The organism is Rhizobium sp. RM (assembly GCF_013390595.1).
In the GTDB taxonomy this organism is placed as follows: Bacteria; Pseudomonadota; Alphaproteobacteria; order Rhizobiales; family Rhizobiaceae; genus Agrobacterium.
Genome location: NZ_JACAWV010000008.1, coordinates 372,755 through 387,780 on the forward strand (window position 1 = coordinate 372,755; position 15,026 = coordinate 387,780).

Annotated in this window: 17 protein-coding genes; all 17 read left to right on the plus strand. The window is 55.8% G+C overall.

Annotated elements, in window-relative coordinates; translation table 11 throughout:
- Positions 1–36: 36 nt before the first annotated feature.
- The 17 genes from HWX89_RS10760 to HWX89_RS10840 all read left to right on the plus strand — a co-directional run bounded on the left by HWX89_RS10760 (position 37) and on the right by HWX89_RS10840 (position 15,011).
- Positions 37–498 (plus strand): helix-turn-helix domain-containing protein, encoded by a 462-nt coding sequence (locus HWX89_RS10760; protein WP_138794477.1) that lies wholly within the window; start codon positions 37–39, stop codon positions 496–498.
- A complete protein-coding gene (locus HWX89_RS10765) occupies positions 477–2,189 on the plus strand; it encodes a terminase large subunit (RefSeq protein ID WP_138794478.1) in 1,713 nt (570 codons plus the stop codon). Before HWX89_RS10760 ends, HWX89_RS10765 begins: the two co-directional genes overlap by 22 nt.
- Entirely contained in the window at positions 2,189–3,442 is a 1,254-nt protein-coding gene (locus tag HWX89_RS10770; RefSeq protein WP_138794479.1) for a phage portal protein, read from the plus strand. Before HWX89_RS10765 ends, HWX89_RS10770 begins: the two co-directional genes overlap by 1 nt.
- On the plus strand, positions 3,439–4,116 hold the full coding sequence (locus HWX89_RS10775) for an HK97 family phage prohead protease (protein ID WP_246705131.1): 678 nt from the start codon (positions 3,439–3,441) through the stop codon (positions 4,114–4,116). The genes HWX89_RS10770 and HWX89_RS10775 overlap by 4 nt, the downstream gene beginning before the upstream one ends.
- 26 nt (positions 4,117–4,142) lie before the next feature.
- Positions 4,143–5,456, plus strand: a complete 1,314-nt coding sequence (locus HWX89_RS10780; protein WP_138794480.1) for a phage major capsid protein — start codon at positions 4,143–4,145, stop codon at positions 5,454–5,456.
- A gap of 77 nt (positions 5,457–5,533) precedes the next feature.
- Positions 5,534–6,055, plus strand: coding sequence for a hypothetical protein (locus HWX89_RS10785; protein ID WP_138794481.1), 522 nt, complete (start codon positions 5,534–5,536; stop codon positions 6,053–6,055).
- 1 nt (position 6,056) lies between these two features.
- Positions 6,057–6,665: a head-tail connector protein gene (locus tag HWX89_RS10790; RefSeq protein WP_138794482.1), complete on the plus strand. Its 609-nt coding sequence runs from the start codon at positions 6,057–6,059 to the stop codon at positions 6,663–6,665.
- Positions 6,662–7,000, plus strand: coding sequence for a head-tail adaptor protein (locus tag HWX89_RS10795; RefSeq protein WP_138794483.1), 339 nt, complete (start codon positions 6,662–6,664; stop codon positions 6,998–7,000). The genes HWX89_RS10790 and HWX89_RS10795 overlap by 4 nt, the downstream gene beginning before the upstream one ends.
- Positions 7,000–7,434 carry an HK97-gp10 family putative phage morphogenesis protein gene (locus tag HWX89_RS10800; protein WP_138794484.1) on the plus strand — a complete coding sequence of 145 codons (435 nt, stop codon included), beginning with the start codon at positions 7,000–7,002 and terminating at the stop codon, positions 7,432–7,434. Before HWX89_RS10795 ends, HWX89_RS10800 begins: the two co-directional genes overlap by 1 nt.
- 3 nt (positions 7,435–7,437) lie before the next feature.
- Positions 7,438–7,836 carry a tail completion protein gp17 gene (gene gp17 / locus HWX89_RS10805; protein WP_138794485.1) on the plus strand — a complete coding sequence of 133 codons (399 nt, stop codon included), beginning with the start codon at positions 7,438–7,440 and terminating at the stop codon, positions 7,834–7,836.
- On the plus strand, positions 7,829–8,518 hold the full coding sequence (locus HWX89_RS10810; protein ID WP_138794486.1) for a phage tail tube protein: 690 nt from the start codon (positions 7,829–7,831) through the stop codon (positions 8,516–8,518). The genes gp17 and HWX89_RS10810 overlap by 8 nt, the downstream gene beginning before the upstream one ends.
- Positions 8,519–8,526: 8 nt before the next feature.
- Entirely contained in the window at positions 8,527–8,871 is a 345-nt protein-coding gene (locus tag HWX89_RS10815) for a GTA-gp10 family protein (protein WP_138794487.1), read from the plus strand.
- 308 nt (positions 8,872–9,179) lie between these two features.
- Positions 9,180–11,282 (plus strand): phage tail protein, encoded by a 2,103-nt coding sequence (locus HWX89_RS10820; protein WP_138794488.1) that lies wholly within the window; start codon positions 9,180–9,182, stop codon positions 11,280–11,282.
- 148 nt (positions 11,283–11,430) lie between these two features.
- Positions 11,431–11,988, plus strand: a complete 558-nt coding sequence (locus HWX89_RS10825) for a hypothetical protein (protein WP_246705132.1) — start codon at positions 11,431–11,433, stop codon at positions 11,986–11,988.
- Positions 11,988–12,560 carry a hypothetical protein gene (locus HWX89_RS10830; RefSeq protein WP_178340701.1) on the plus strand — a complete coding sequence of 191 codons (573 nt, stop codon included), beginning with the start codon at positions 11,988–11,990 and terminating at the stop codon, positions 12,558–12,560. Before HWX89_RS10825 ends, HWX89_RS10830 begins: the two co-directional genes overlap by 1 nt.
- The gene (locus HWX89_RS10835; protein WP_138794490.1) at positions 12,545–12,955 is read left to right on the plus strand and encodes a DUF6950 family protein; all 411 of its coding nucleotides are present in this window, start codon (positions 12,545–12,547) and stop codon (positions 12,953–12,955) included. The genes HWX89_RS10830 and HWX89_RS10835 overlap by 16 nt, the downstream gene beginning before the upstream one ends.
- Positions 12,956–12,959: 4 nt before the next feature.
- The gene (locus tag HWX89_RS10840; RefSeq protein ID WP_138794491.1) at positions 12,960–15,011 is read left to right on the plus strand and encodes a phage tail protein; all 2,052 of its coding nucleotides are present in this window, start codon (positions 12,960–12,962) and stop codon (positions 15,009–15,011) included.
- Positions 15,012–15,026 lie beyond the last annotated feature (15 nt).

Below are 15,026 nucleotides of genomic sequence, written 5' to 3' on the forward strand. Positions count from 1 at the left end.
GACCCGCGCCCCCCACATTCGGAGATTTTTTTTACCGTGGCAGACGATTTTTCCGGCAAGGATGTCGAATACGATCTGTTCGGCAAGCCGATCATGCCAATCAAGGATCGGCGCGGACGGCCATCGTTTGCGAAAAACCAAGAAAATCAGGAGCTTGTATGCCTCCTTCGGGCCGCAGGTTGGACACAGGCGCGGATTGCCGGTTACCTTGGATGCGATGAGAAGACTTTAAGAAAGAATTTTTCCCGAGAGCTTCAGGACGGCGCTGACCAGATCGAGGGTATGGCCCTTGAGGTCACGCTCAAAAAAATGAAGTCCGGTAATTCGGTCGCGATATCGCGGATCTTCGACATCATCGAAAAACAGGGCGCGCCCGCTGTACCGATCCCGAGAGCCCCGGAAAAGAAGCCGGATGAGAAGCTTGGGAAGAAGGAGGCCGCCGACAGAGACGCCCAAACGGCGCATGAAGGCACACCATGGGCTTCGCTTCTGCAATAAAGGCAGATTGGACCTTCTCTTGTCCGGATTGGGCGGATCGTCTGCGTGATGGAAGATCTATCGTTCCAGATCTTCCCATTGATCTGGAGGAGGGAAACAGAGCGGTCGGGATTTTCAACAATCTCCGGCTTCCGGACGTTCCTGGTCAGCCTTACATGGCCGACGCAGCTGGAGACTGGTTCCGCGACATAGTGAGAGCGATCTTCGGATCCATTGATGAGAACGGCGAGCGCCATGTGCGCAAGGTGTTCGGTCTAGTTCCGAAGAAGAATTCAAAAACGACCGGTGGCGCAGGTGTCATGGTCACCGCGCTTCTCATGAACAAGCGACCGCGTGCCGAGTTCCTTCTCATTGGTCCAACGCAGGATGTTGCAGATACTGCCTACCAGCAAGCGGCAGGGATGATTGAAGCTGATCCGTATCTCGACAAGAGATTTCACGCGATCGAACACAAGAAGATGATTGTTGATCGCCTGAACAAGGCGAAACTGCGTATCAAAACCTTTGACATGAAGGTGCTTACCGGCACCAAACCAGCCGGCGTTCTGCTTGATGAGCTTCATGTCATGTCGGCTTACTCTTACGCTTCTCGTGTTTTGGGGCAGATCAGCGGTGGCTTGATCCCGAACAAAGAGTCTTTCCTGATCATCATTACGACGCAAAGTGATGAACCGCCATCGGGGGTGTTTAAGTCTGAACTGCAATACGCTCGGGGGGTGCGAGACGGCACCATCACAGGCAGCACAACCCTTCCGGTGTTGTATGAATTTCCCGAGAAGATGCAGATCTCCAAGGAAAAGCCGTGGAAGGATCCGCAATACTGGCACATGGTACTGCCGAACCTTGGGTTATCCATCACCATCGACCGATTGATGGAAGAATGGTTGGAGGCTCAAAGGAAAGGGGAGGAGGAAGAGCGCCGCTGGGCCAGTCAGCATCTCAATGTGGAAATTGGCCTTGCGCTTCACTCTGATCGATGGATCGGCGCCGATTATTGGGAGGCTGCTGCCGACAGGCGAATAACGCTCGATTACCTCAAAGCCAATTGCGATGTGATTGTAGTCGGAGGTGACGTTGGCGGTTTGCTGGATCTCTGGGGATTGGCGACCATAGGACGGCATAAGGTTACAAGACGGTGGCTGCTTTGGGTCAAGGCTTGGGCGCAACCAACCGTTTTGAAGCGACATCCGGAAATCGTCGAAAAGCTCAATGACTTCCAGCGTGATGGCGATCTGGTTATCTGTGAGCGAGTGACACAGGACGTTGAAGAGGCCGCAGCAATCATTGCGGATCTGCGCAACTCGGGCATGCTCCCTGAAGTTGGGGCGGTAGGTCTGGATCCAAACGGCGTCACGGCCTTGCTTGAAGAGCTGGCGACCTACGAGATCGTTGACCCAATGGTGAAGGCAGTATCGCAGGGTTACAAGCTTTCGGCATCCATCTTCGGCATCGAGCGCAAGCTCGCCGATGGAACAATGAAGCATTGCGGGTCGGCTTTGCTGTCCTGGTGTGTGCAGAACGCAAGTGCGGAGCTGCGTGGCAGCAACGTCTATATCGACAAGAAAACAGCAAGTTCGAAAATCGACCCACTTGTCGCAGCGTTCAACGCTGGCGAGTTGATGAGCCGCAACCCTGAAGCCTCGGGGAGCGCGGGCATGGACGATTATTTCCGAGAGATGGCAGGTGGCTAGTGAACCCTATTCGCAGACTTGCGTTCAAGGCGGCTTCGACGATGGCGCGAATGCTGTCGATCGAAAACACGGACGGCTGGTATGCGTCAGGTATGGGCGATGCCGGGGAGCCGGTGAATGACACAAGTGTGCTGTCGATTTCATCGGCATGGGCATGCGTCAATCTCCTGGCGGGCACCATCGCCAGCCTACCGTTGATGGTTTACCGGCGCGATGCAAAGGGTGTGAGGGAGGTCTTTTCCGAGCACCCGCTCTATCGACTTCTGCATGACAGCCCGAACTATGATCAGACAGCGGTCGATTTCTGGGAATTCATCGCGGCGTCGATTGAAATGCGTGGCAATGGTTACGCTAGAATAGAGCGGGGAAGCCGTGGCGTTGCTTCATTGACGCCTGTTAATCCCGCTTTGATGGGGGTGCGTCGACTCCCGAACGGAACCTTGGAGTACCGGTGGTCGCAGGACGGCAAGCACTACATCGAGACCGACAAAACCATGCTGCATATTCGTGGCTTCGGTGGAAACCCTCTCGGTGGAATGTCGACGCTTCATTTCGGGCGGCACACATTCAGCCTGGCGCGCGCCATCGACAAATCGGCGGGCTCGACCTTTAAAAACGGCATGCGGCCCTCGGGCGTACTGACGTTCGACAAGTGGTTGTCTTCTGAGCAGCGCAAGCTGGCCGAAGAGAAGATGGCTACCAAGTTTCAGACAGCAGCCGATACCGGCAAGCCAATGATCCTTGAAGGTGGCACCAAGTGGGAGCAGCTGACGCTCGCACCTGAAGATGCCCAGATGCTGGAGTCGCGTAGCTTTTCCGTCGAGGAGGTTTGCCGATTCTTCGGTGTCCCGCCTTTCATGGTCGGTCATACTGAGAAAACGACAAGCTGGGGATCCGGCATCGAGCAGCAGACGCTGGGTTTTCAGAAATTCACCCTCCGTCGTCGTTTGAAGCGGATCGAGCAGGCGATTGAAAAGCAGCTATTGACCGCTGCGGATCGTGCAGCTGGTATTTCGGTCGAATTCAATCTTGAAGGATTGTTGCGTGCCGACAGTGCGGGTCGTGCCCGCTTCTACCAGCAGATGACGCAGATCGGCGCCATGACCATCAACGAGGTTCGCGACCTCGAAAACCTGCCGCCGGTCGACGGCGGCGACATCCCGCGCATGCAGATGCAGAACAGACCGATTTCCGAGATCGATCAGGAGGCCATCCGGCAACTGATCGCGCAAGAGAGGGAGCAATCGCAATGAACATGCTGATGAAGTTCGGCACAGCCTGCCTCTCAATCAAGGATATGAAAGAGAGCGGCGAAATCGAGGGCTACGGCTCAACGTTCGGCGGCGAACCGGACAGCTACGGTGATGTGATCGCGCCTGGTGCCTACAGCGACTCCCTTGCAGCCCATAAGGCTGCCGGAACGACACCGAAAATGTTCTGGCAGCATGACTCTCGCGAGCCCATCGGCAAATGGTTCGAAGCGAAAGAGGATGACAAGGGCCTCTTCCTTCGCGGAAAGCTGAACATGGGCGTTCAGCGCGCCAGAGAAGCCTACGAGCTTCTCAAGGCCAAAGATATCGACGGATTGTCGATCGGCTACCGGATCAAGGAATACTCGGTCGACACTGAAACCGGCATCTGGACCTTGGAAAAGATCGACCTGAGAGAGGTTTCTGTCGTGTCGATCGGTGCCAACGACAATGCAACCGTTGCCAGCGTCAAAGCCGCCAAGGCAGCACATGAATTATCAGATCGTCTGAAGGCCGGGGACCGGCTGACAGAGCGGGAATTCGAAATGTGGCTCAAGGGATTGGGCTTTTCGAATTCACAGGCGGAGCGTGCCGCGCGCGTCCACCTGAAAGGGCAGGGAGATCCTGCCGTTGCGGACCCCGGAACCGCGTTCATGCAAGCATTGCTGAGCGCGTAATCTTCAAGGCCACGAAAGGCAGATCCATGAAAAAGAAAACCTATATGCTGGCATCGTCCAGTATTCTCGGTGCCATGACCGCGAATGAACGCGCTGCGGGCCGCTACCTGCGTGATGGTGGCGGTCATCCCGACAGCAAGACTGCAGAGCAGCTTGCCAACCAGGTGAAAAAGCAGTTCGATGATGCCATCGATAAGGTCAAGCAGATTGCTGAAGAAGCAATCGGCAAAGCCAAGTCTGGCGAGGAGTTGTCGAAATCCCTGAAGGAAAAGGCTGACGAGGCGCTGCTCAAGATGAACGGCCTCAGTGAGCAGGTCGCCGAGATGGAGCAGAAACTTGCTCGTGCGGATTTCGGCGGTCGCGATGGCGAAAAGTCTTTCGGTCAGCAGTTCGTCGAAACCGAAGACCTGAAGGCTCTTGCTTCCGCACCACGCAGCGGGGCGTCTGCCAGCATGCCGGTGAAAGCTGACATCACCACGGCGCGAACCGACGCCGCCGGATCTGCCGGTGCGGCAATTACCGCAAACCGCCTGCCTGGCGTTCTGGAGCTTCCGCAGCGTCGCTTGACGGTGCGTGATCTCCTCACGCCGGGCAATACCGATAGCCCGGTCATCGAGTACCTTCAGGAAACAGGCTTTGCCAACAACGCCGCCCCGGTTGCGGAAGGCGCTCTGAAGCCGAATTCTGATATCAAGCTTGCTGACAAGACCGTCTCCACAAGGGTCATCGCACACTGGTTCCGTGCATCGAAGCAGATCCTGTCTGACTTCCCGCAGATCCGCTCGATGATCGACGGTCGTTTGCTGTACGGTCTGGCGATCAAGGAAGAAGGCCAGCTTCTGAACGGCGATGGCACGGGTGAAAACCTTCTCGGCCTGATTCCTCAGGCGACCGACTTCGCTATCCCGGCCGGCTATACCGGCCCCACACCGATGACGTCGATCGATGTCCTCCGTATCGCGATGCTGCAGGCTGCCCTGTCGGAATTCCCGGCAACTGGTCATGTTCTGAACGACATCGACTGGGCGTCGATCGAGACCCTGAAGGACGGCGAGGGCCGTTACATCATCGGCAATCCGCAGGGCACACTGCGTCCCACCTTGTGGGGTTTGCCGGTTGTTGCCACGCAGTCGATCGCGGTCGGCAAGTTCCTGACCGGAGCATTCCGTCTGGCAGCGCAGATTTTCGACCAGTGGCAGTCCCGGATCGAAGTCGGCTTCCAGAATGACGACTTCGTGCGCAACAAGGTGACCATCCTCGGCGAAGAGCGCCTGGCGCTGGCTGTCTACCGCCCTGAAGGCCTGATCTACGGTGACGTAGCTCCGCCTTCCGGTCCGTAACTTCAAGGCCCTGTCTTTTCGGCTGACTACAGAGGGCGGCGAGATCCGCCCTCTTCGTGAACCGAAGGAGTGAAGTCATGAGCAAAACGGTGAAATACGACGTGCTGCGAGAGCATGAGGGCGACCGGTTTTACCGGAAGGGCGAAAGCCGCGAACTGAAGGCAGATGAAGCCAAACAGCTCGTCGGTCTTGGCGTTCTCGCGGAACATGATCCGGATCGTTGGAAGAACACGAAATCTTCGACCGCGCTTCAGGCCGTCGAAAGTCGGAAAACGGAAATCGACAAGCTCATCGAAGTGGAAGATCAGCGTCTTGCTGACGCCCGGAAAACCGCTGACGAAGCTCTGGAGGCCATCGAAGACGAGGTGGCAAAAGCGAAAGCCGATGCGGACAACGAAACACTCGGCATCACACAGGCGGTCGCAGACGCCAAGGCAAAGGCTGATGAAGATCTGAAGGAGATCGAAGCCATGGTTGACAAGGCGCGCACCGACGCCGCTGCGGAGATCGACAAGGTTAAGGCCGAAGTCGAGAAGGTGAAGGCTGAACCTAAGGTTGCCAACAAGGCAGAACAGGTTCCGAGCAACAAGGCAGGCTAAAATGCATCGTCCAGTCCTTGTGACGCCCGCTGATGGATTGCCAGTTACCCTCAACGAAATGAAGATCGCACTTCGGATCGTCGAGCGTGACGGTGACGGCACCATTTTGTCGCACGAAGATGATGATTTGATCTCGGATGAGATCCGCTCGGCGGTGACGCATTACGAGGGCTGGACGGGCATACTCGGGATCGTTCTTTCGGAGCAGACCTGGCGGCAGTCATTTGACGGGTTCTCTGGCTGCCTCAGGCTTCCGTTGGGACCTGTGTCGAGTATCTCAGCGGCACGCTATCGTAATGCGGCGGGGCAGATCTCGACAATTGCGGCCAGCGAATATGCGCTGGATGTCTCCGCATCCGGCGAGGCCTCGATCTATTTTCGAAAATCGTATGAGCGTCCGTCAGATCTTTACGAGCGAGCGGCATTGCAGATTGATTATGCGGCTGGATGGCCTGTGATTGATCAGAAAAGCACTGTGCCTGCCGACATAAAGACGGCGATCAAGATCCGTGTGCAGCTTGCCTATGACGAGAGTGCACGCGCCGGTGCAGACAAGCTGGCTCAGGTCGAGGAAGCTCTTGTCGGCAAGTATCGCAGGTTTTCACTATGACGACGGCACAGGAACTGGATCGCTCGATCACTATTGAACGTCTCGGCGCCGAAGTCGGGCGCAATGAAATGAATGAGCCTGTCTATGACAAGGTTGTCACGAAATATCGCGCCAAGCGCGTCGATGTCTCGGACGGGGAGAAGTTTCAGGCGGGAGGCGTCGGCGGGTTTCTGTCGGCACGTTTTACGATCCGCTCCAGCGATCGCAGTCGAACCATCGTTGCCAGCGACCAGATGTTTCATGATGGCAAACGTTGGAACATCGTCGGCATTAAGGAAACGCAGGACGGTCGCAATCGCTTTCGCGAAATCACGGCGACGGCGGAGAATGATTGATGCGCAGCTCCACGACCAAAATCACAGGCCTGAAGGAACTTGACCGGGCTCTTGGTCAACTGCCTGAGGCCGTTGCAAAGCAAACGCTGCGACGCGTCCTTAAAGAGGCGGCGGAGCCATTGGCGCGACGAGCCCGACAGCTCGCTCCTCGTGACGAGTTCCATCTCTATGACAGCGTCGACGTGTCGACGAGACTGAGCAAGCGACAGTCTGCCCTTCACAAGAAGGAAGGTGGTCAGTCGTTTCAGGAAATGTTCGTCGGCACCAACAATCCTGCTGGCGTCCAGCAGGAGTTCGGAAACGACCGGCATGCTGCGCAACCTTTCATGCGGCCTGCATGGGACGGTGAGCAGGTGCCGACGCTGGACCGCATTGCGAATTCTCTCTGGACTGAGATTGAAAAGTCTGCACGGCGGAACGCCAAGAGAGGCTGACCCATGGAAGAGAAGCTTCTTGCGATACTGCTGGGCAATCCGGCGGTAGCGCTCCACTTTGGCCTCAATGTCTATTGGGTGGCGGTTCCTCAAAAGGAAAAGACCAAACCGAACTGCGTTCTGCAGGTTGTCGGCAATCAGCAGAACTACAGTTTTTCCGGTCAATCCAACCTGACGCGAACGCGTGTCCAGATCGATGTCAGGGCCAAGACATATCTTGCCTCGAAGGCAGCGGCACGTGCCGTTTCCAAGGCGCTGTCTGGATACCGGAGCGGCGCCATCAAAGGGATTTTTCTGGACACTGCGCGCGACCTGCCGGACACGGATGCAGGTGATGTGAACCAGCTTTTCCGTGTGTCGATCGATATCTTCATTTACCATCAGGAGAGCAGCAATGGCTGATACTGAAGTTTCCATTGGCTACGGCACGGTGCTTGAAATCGCGCTTGTGTCGACGCCGGATGAATTCACCTACATTCGTGAGGTGTACGCCCTGACGCCACCATCCGATACGGACGACAGCATCGAAGCAACTCACATGCAGTCTCCGAACAAGACGCGCGAGTACATTCCCGGCTTGACCGATTCTGGTGAAGCGTCTGCGGAAATGAACTACGTTCCAGGCTCTGTCACCGATCGCTTCATCCAGTCGATCAAGGGCAAGAAGCTGATCAATCGCGTCACTTTCGAGAACGGTATTCAGGTGATCTTTCGCGGAAACCGGCAGGGCTACGAAAAAGATATTCCTGTCGATGATCGAAAGACTGCAACGCTTACGCTCCGCGTTTCCGGCGATCCGATCATGACTGGCGTCACAGCGCCCCGAAACATCGATCTTCCGCTGATCGAAGGCGTCGCAAAGGTCGGCGCACCGCTCACTGTCGATTGGGGCATCTGGGCAGGTGCTGAGGATCTCTCCTATCAATGGAAGGTCGGTGGTGATCCCGTCCTCAATGCCAACACGTCGTCTTACGTGCCGGTCACGGCAGATATTGGCGAGGTCATCACCGTGGATGTGACGGGCGCGAATACGCTCTACAGCACCACCGTCTCCAGCGCGGCCACCACCGCCGTCGTTGCCTGAGGTTCAATATGGCAAACCCAAATCTCGGCCAGGTTCACCTGCAGGCTGGCGACGAGGAATACCGCATCAGCTTTGGTATCAATGCCTTGTGCGAACTCGAAGACGTGTTCGGCAAAAGTGTCCAGAAAATCGTCGAAGAAGATCTGAATGGCGATGATATCACCATGAAGGCCGTCCGGAATGTCGTCTGGGCTGGGCTTCTCGACCAGCATCCAGAGATTACGGTCAAGGAAGCTGGCAACGTCGTCAGCAAAGCGGGCATGCAGAACTGCATGGATGCAATCAGCAAAGCTTTCGCCCTGGCGTTTCCGGAGGCGAAGGGTTCGAAAAACCCTCGGAGGGGGAGAGGTTAGACCCTCTCCCACTGCTGAAGTCTTGGGTGGAGGCGGGGCAGGATGAGTCTCGCTTCTGGACGTTGACATTCCGTGTCGTCAATGCCGTGCTTGATGGAGCGACAGCGAGGCTTCGTCACCAGCATAACGAGAATGCTTGGCTGGCATGGCACATCGAAGCGCTGGCGCGAACTGAACGGCTGCCCTCGCTCAAGTCCATGCAGCATCAAATCGTGCGGACTAAGGCAAGCCCAGATCAAAACAATTCAAAACGAGAATTCAACGCGTGGTCCGCGTGGGTGGGGTCTCGGCAAAAGGGGTAGTGTCTCATGGGCTCAGCTGTCATCGGCGCGCTGCGCGTCAATCTCGGGATCGACACTGCACAATTTAAAAATGGCCTGACCGGTGTTCGCAAAGCGATGGATCAAGCTGGTCGCGCTATGCAGAACTGGGGGGCGTCGCTTTCGAAGTATGTCTCCGCTCCGATTACTGCCGCCGGGATTGCCGTCACTGCTGCCGTGACATCCATGGCGAAGGACGTTCAAGATCTGCAAAAGGCGGCGCAGATTTCGAATACTGCATTCGAGGAGTTTCAGCGTCTGGCATTTGCGGCAAAGTCCGTGGGTATCGAGAGCGACAAGCTTTCCGATATCTATAAGGATGTGAATGATCGCGTTGGTGATTTCGTCGCGACTGGTGGTGGCCCGATGGCGGACTTCTTCGAGAAGATCGCGCCAAAGGTTGGTATCACGGCCGACGCCTTCAAGAACCTGTCCGGCCCTCAGGCATTGCAGCTCTACTACGACAGCCTCGTCAAAGCCGGCGCTTCGCAGCAGGATCTGACTTTTTATCTGGAGGCGATGGCTTCGGATGCAACGGCGCTTATCCCATTGCTTGCGAAAGGGGGTGAGGGTTTCCGCAAACTCGGCGAAGGTGCTGCGGTTATTTCGGACGAACAGGCGCAGGGATTGAAGGCGTACAATGATGGCATGCGCGCGCTTGGCGAAGCCATCCGAGCAGTCACGATTGCCATTGCGACGAGCGGCCTTCTTGAGTGGGTAACAAGCATAGTCACGAAACTGGCCGAGTTGATCCGTTGGGTCGCGCAGACAAATCCGGAACTGCTGAAATGGGGAACTGTGGTCGCTGGTGTCGCGACCATCATCGGACCTGTCGTTGCTTCGATCGGGCTTTTCATTACGGTTCTTGCGGGGATCTCCGCTCCGGTTCTAGCTGCGGTCGCAGCAATTGCAGCGCTCGCGGCGGGTGCTCTCTACCTTTACGAAAATTGGGAACGGATCCGGGAGAGTTTCCCGCTTGTGGGTCAGGTTGTCGACGCCGCCGTGGCCGTCATGAGCGCAAGTCTCAGTGGGTTCCTCGAAAACGCCCGATTGCTTGCGACCGGTATCGCGCAGCTTCTGACCGGCGATTTTGCTGGTGCATGGAGGTCCGCGCAGGAGCTGGTGCATAACTTCTGGCAAACGCTCGCGACTGTCGTGGAGACGATCTTTCCTGGATTGATTGCCTCCATTCAAACGAAGGTGGTTGAGATCGTTACCACAGTTCAGCAAGTGTCGAGCGAGGTGCTTGCGGCTTTTCAGGCTCTGCCTGCACAAATGGTACAGGTCGGAACGGATCTGATGATGGGGCTTCTCAATGGCATCACCAGCGCTGCTTCCAGTGTCGTTGAGGGTGTAAAGGGCGTTGCGTCTAGCGTCGTGGATGGCGTGAAGTCCGTCTTTGATATTCATTCGCCTTCGCGCGTGATGCACGACATCGGCACCAACGTGATGCAGGGTCTGAATAACGGGATAACCAACTTCTCCGGAACGGTGGTGAATACGGCGACCGGCGTCGCTTCCAATGTCACTGGTGCATTTTCACAGATGGAAAGCATCGGCGATAAGCTCTCCAGCAGTCTGTCGAGCGCATTCAAAGGTGTGATCGATGGCTCGAAAAGCGTCAAGGAAGCCATTGCCGACGTTCTCGGAAGTCTCGCGGATATGTGGATGAACCAGGCCTTTCAGGCGCTGTTTGGTGGCGGTGTCGCAGGTAGCACTGGTGGCATTTTTGGAAGCATCTTCGGCGGTATCGGTAAACTGCTCGGATTTCAGAATGGTGGTTCGTTTCAGGTTGGTGGCGCCGGTGGCGTCGACAGCCAGCTCGTCGCATTCAAGGCAAGCCCAAATGAGCGAGTCACCATTACCAAGCCGGGGCAGGAGGGCCACAATGGTCGGGGTGGCGGCACTATGCGGGTGATCGTTGGCGTCGACCCAAAGAATGGTAGCATCCAGCCTTACGTGGACTCGAGCATTCAGCAGGCCGCCCCCGGGATTCAGTCTGGCGCTGTGGGGCAGGCTAATCGAATGGCACCTGGTGCCATGGCAAATTACCAGGCAACCCGTGCTGGGGGCGATTACAGAAATGGCTGATATCATTGTTTGGCCAAGGGATGTCCTTACTCCCTTGGCTTGTTATGCAAACATAGTGCCGTTCTCGCGTTCTGGTGGCCGATCGCTCGGCGGCCTCGACCCGGCTGTACGCACTGATCTCGGATTCTGGTCTGTGGAGCATGCTGATGTGCCCGTTTCTTCGGTCGCTCAGCGTCGTAGCTGGCTAGCAATCCGAAGCGCGCTTGGTGGTCGGTCGGGGCTGATTGCCGTTCCTGTCTGGTCACAGGATGTCGCGCCTTACGCATCGGGAGGTTATGAGGAGGGGTCGCTTGTTCCGCACAGTGATCTCTCAACCTTTTCAGATGGGACGGAGTATTCTCAGGGGGCGATGTCGATCAAGACGGTGGGCGTTTCCGCTATTGGTCAGACGACAATCCGACTCCGTGTAATTTCTGGGTCATCCGATCTTTCAGGTGTGCGCTTTTCGTATGAGCATGCGCTCTACGAGACCGGTCGGATTATTCAGGAAGAAGACGGAGTGATCACCGTCTCGATATCGCCGACGGTGCGCTCTCTGATACCGTCCGATGCAGACCTGGAATTTGATGAGCCAACTTGTCTTTGCCACCTATCGTCTGACGATCAGATGGGGGCTGGGGTCGATCCGGTCCCCTTCGAGCGACGTTCGGTGTCTTTCGTTGAGGCGACCGACTACTGGAATAAGCTCGCGTTGGGGCTGGTGTAATGGCAATTCAATCGCTGCGGGTATTGTGCCAGGTGGACCTTCCCTCCGGGGTCATCCGCTTGTGGGATGGTTCCGGTGGACCGTTCGTTGATGATGCGGGAGAAATCTGGAGAGCTTGCGTTCTCACGGAAGATGCCCTCAATCAGATCGAGATGGCAATCAACGCCGAGGCGTTCACTCTGGCGTTGGTTCTGTCGGGTATTGATGAGAAAACGTCTAACCAAATCTGGCAAGACTATCAGTCTGAGGCGATCAAGGGTTCTCGCTTTCGAATTCTTCTTCAGGAGTGCGATGAATTTGAGCAGCCTGCGGGCAACCCAGATGTGAAGTTCACCGGCAGGGTGGACAACCTCCTGTTCTCGGATACCGCGAATTCTTCGGGGATTCAGTCCACAGTGACTGTCGAAGTGACCAACCGCTTTACGCTTCGTACTCTCGCGAATGGTTCTGTGCTTTCCGATGTGGACCAGAAGGCTCGAGCGAAGGTACTCAACCCGTCAGCTCCGCTGGACAGGTTCGCTGAGCGCGTGAATACATTGCGAGACAAAACTATCAGGTGGCCGAACTGGTGATGGATCAAACGCTGGCTGCATTTCTTCACTCCTATAGAGATAAGCCATGGATGCCAGGTCGCGTTGACTGCTGCATGTTTCTGGCTTCTTGGGCAATCTGGTTGGGGCATAGCGACCCTGCCGAGCACTTACGTGGCACTTACGACAGCGACGAGGGTTTCCGTCGCCACATTAGTGAAGCCGGAAACGTTGCGCTGCTGGTTGGCGCTTGCGCTGCCAAGATCAATGCCAAGACCATCGAGACACCGGTGTGTGGGAGTATTGGTGTAATCGGAAGCAGCCGGAACATAGATCACCAGTTCGGCGCGATTTTTGATGGAGGTCGATGGTTGGTCCGCTTCATCAATGGAGTGGCGCCAATGAGCGCGAAATCCTTGGCAATCTGGGCGATTTAAAACAATGACAGGTCTGATCGAACTTGGCGCGTTGATTGTATCATCGCTCGCAACAACGACGCTTGCTGCAAACGCTCTGTATCTAGGCACTCTTGCCTTGGCGTACGGAGGGCTGGCCTATGGCGCCGCGCTCTTGCAAGGTTTGTTCGTCGATAAGCCGAGCGTACCGAAACCGGAGGACGGAAGCTACAACCTAAAGCAGAACGTCCCGTCTCTGGCCTATGTTTTGGGTCGAGTAAAAAAGGGGGGCGACTACGCTTTTCTGGAGGAAATCAACGGTTATGCCTTCCACATTATCGTCATGGCAGCGCACCAAATCCAAGGATACGTGCAGCATTATCTTCATGATGAGAAGGCCACACTCGATGGCCTGGGAAGAGTAACGTCGCCGTCGCATTTTGTTACCAGTGGGACGGATTACTATGTCATCTACAATACCAGGCTTGGCCTCAATGCAGAGACGGCTTATCCCGACATCGTGAGTAATTTCCCTACAATCTGGTCGAACGATCATCGAGGGGACGGATTAGCCACAATCCGGATGAGTTGCGCCACGGCTGGCAGTGAAAGCTACTTGTCGGTTTACCCAAACCAAATGCCAGTGCCTTCAGCTGTTATTGACGGTGCTCTGCTTTATGATCCTCGGATTGGTGATGTCGTTTTCCGAACAAACATAGCGCTGATGCGATTGTGGCACCTCACAAATCCAGTCGGCGGGAAGCTCAGCTTGGCTGATATGTATCTGCCGGACTGGTCTCATGCGGCCAATGTTTGTGACCAGATCGTCATTAACCGGTCCGGTGGAAGCGAAAATCGCTATCACGGTGGCATGTGGTTTCGGGCAGATAATGATCCTGTGCAAGTCGGCAGGATGATGGATCAGGCGGCGGAACTTGTTGTCTTTGAGCGCCCGGACGGCCTGATTGGTGTTCATGCTGGAGAATTCGTTGAGCCTGATGTCAGGCTTGTCAGAGAAGATGTTATCAGCTTTCAGCTGGATGGGAACACGAGAGATAGCTCAACGGTTCTCGCCGTTCGTGGTCGTTATACAGACCCAGGCAACGACTATAATTCTGCTGACGCGGCCATCTATGGAAATCCTTACATTGGTGAGGATACGGAACGCACTAAGACCTTGGATAACACGGCAATCCAGAGTCACAATCACGTCCAGCGCCTTCAGAAAATAACATACATCAGGGCGAATGCACCTAAGGTTTCAATCCTTGCTCACTATGAGCCTGCGAAAAAAGTGCCCTACAGACGCTTCGTTCGAGTGCATCTGCCGCCAAAAATGAATGAGGTCTTGGTGGAGATAACAGCGACACCAAAGTTGTCTCTTCGCAACATGACTGTCGAGTTTTCGGGGATAGTCGTTCCTGACAATATTTATGACTTCAATGCCTCAACGGAAGAGGGTGAGCCCGGCACGAATGTTGAACCTCTGCCGCGAGGTGGTGTACCACTGCCGGTGAACTTCAACGTCACTATACAAAACGAAACGTTGGCCGGCGGTCAAACGGCTGCCTATGCTCTCGCAACGTGGGACCTTGTATCGAACGCATTGATTTATGAATTGGAGTGGGAGACCGTATCAGGCTCGGAGCCTGCGAGGTCGACCAACTCTAAGTCGGGCGACGTACAAGTTCGTTCCAACTATCTCTCAGACGGCGCTCAATACCGTTTTAGGTTGAAGGCGTGGTCGAATGGCGCCAGTTCGGACTGGACAGACTACGAGATAAGGACGGCGACAGCCGATCCTTCACCGCCAGCTGCAGTCATCGGAGCTTCGGCTGCCGGCGGGAGTGGGCAAGTCAGTTTCTCTTGGACGGCGCCAAACAGCCCCAACTACGCAGGTGTCCGCCTATACCTCAACACCAGTAACACCTTTGTCGGCGCTTCGCTTGTGGCGACCGAATATGGCCCCGCAAACATCGCTGATGGCCGTGTTGTGACAGGCGTCACCGCTGGCACAAAATATGGCTTCATCGTTTCCATCAATGCGTCTGGAACTGCTGCAACTCCCGTAGCGACTGGCGTAATAATCGTAACTTGATAACGGAGAGCATCG

Bases quoted from the DNA above. Each gene is read 5' to 3' on its own strand.
- HWX89_RS10765 (WP_138794478.1), top strand. From the start codon at position 477: ATGGGCTTCGCTTCTGCAATAAAGGCAGATTGGACCTTCTCTTGTCCG.
- HWX89_RS10775 (WP_246705131.1), top strand. From the start codon at position 3,439: ATGAACATGCTGATGAAGTTCGGCACAGCCTGCCTCTCAATCAAGGAT.
- HWX89_RS10780 (WP_138794480.1), top strand. From the start codon at position 4,143: ATGAAAAAGAAAACCTATATGCTGGCATCGTCCAGTATTCTCGGTGCC.
- HWX89_RS10785 (WP_138794481.1), top strand. From the start codon at position 5,534: ATGAGCAAAACGGTGAAATACGACGTGCTGCGAGAGCATGAGGGCGAC.
- HWX89_RS10790 (WP_138794482.1), top strand. From the start codon at position 6,057: ATGCATCGTCCAGTCCTTGTGACGCCCGCTGATGGATTGCCAGTTACC.
- HWX89_RS10795 (WP_138794483.1), top strand. From the start codon at position 6,662: ATGACGACGGCACAGGAACTGGATCGCTCGATCACTATTGAACGTCTC.
- HWX89_RS10800 (WP_138794484.1), top strand. From the start codon at position 7,000: ATGCGCAGCTCCACGACCAAAATCACAGGCCTGAAGGAACTTGACCGG.
- gp17 (WP_138794485.1), top strand. From the start codon at position 7,438: ATGGAAGAGAAGCTTCTTGCGATACTGCTGGGCAATCCGGCGGTAGCG.
- HWX89_RS10810 (WP_138794486.1), top strand. From the start codon at position 7,829: ATGGCTGATACTGAAGTTTCCATTGGCTACGGCACGGTGCTTGAAATC.
- HWX89_RS10815 (WP_138794487.1), top strand. From the start codon at position 8,527: ATGGCAAACCCAAATCTCGGCCAGGTTCACCTGCAGGCTGGCGACGAG.
- HWX89_RS10820 (WP_138794488.1), top strand. From the start codon at position 9,180: ATGGGCTCAGCTGTCATCGGCGCGCTGCGCGTCAATCTCGGGATCGAC.
- HWX89_RS10830 (WP_178340701.1), top strand. From the start codon at position 11,988: ATGGCAATTCAATCGCTGCGGGTATTGTGCCAGGTGGACCTTCCCTCC.
- HWX89_RS10840 (WP_138794491.1), top strand. From the start codon at position 12,960: ATGACAGGTCTGATCGAACTTGGCGCGTTGATTGTATCATCGCTCGCA.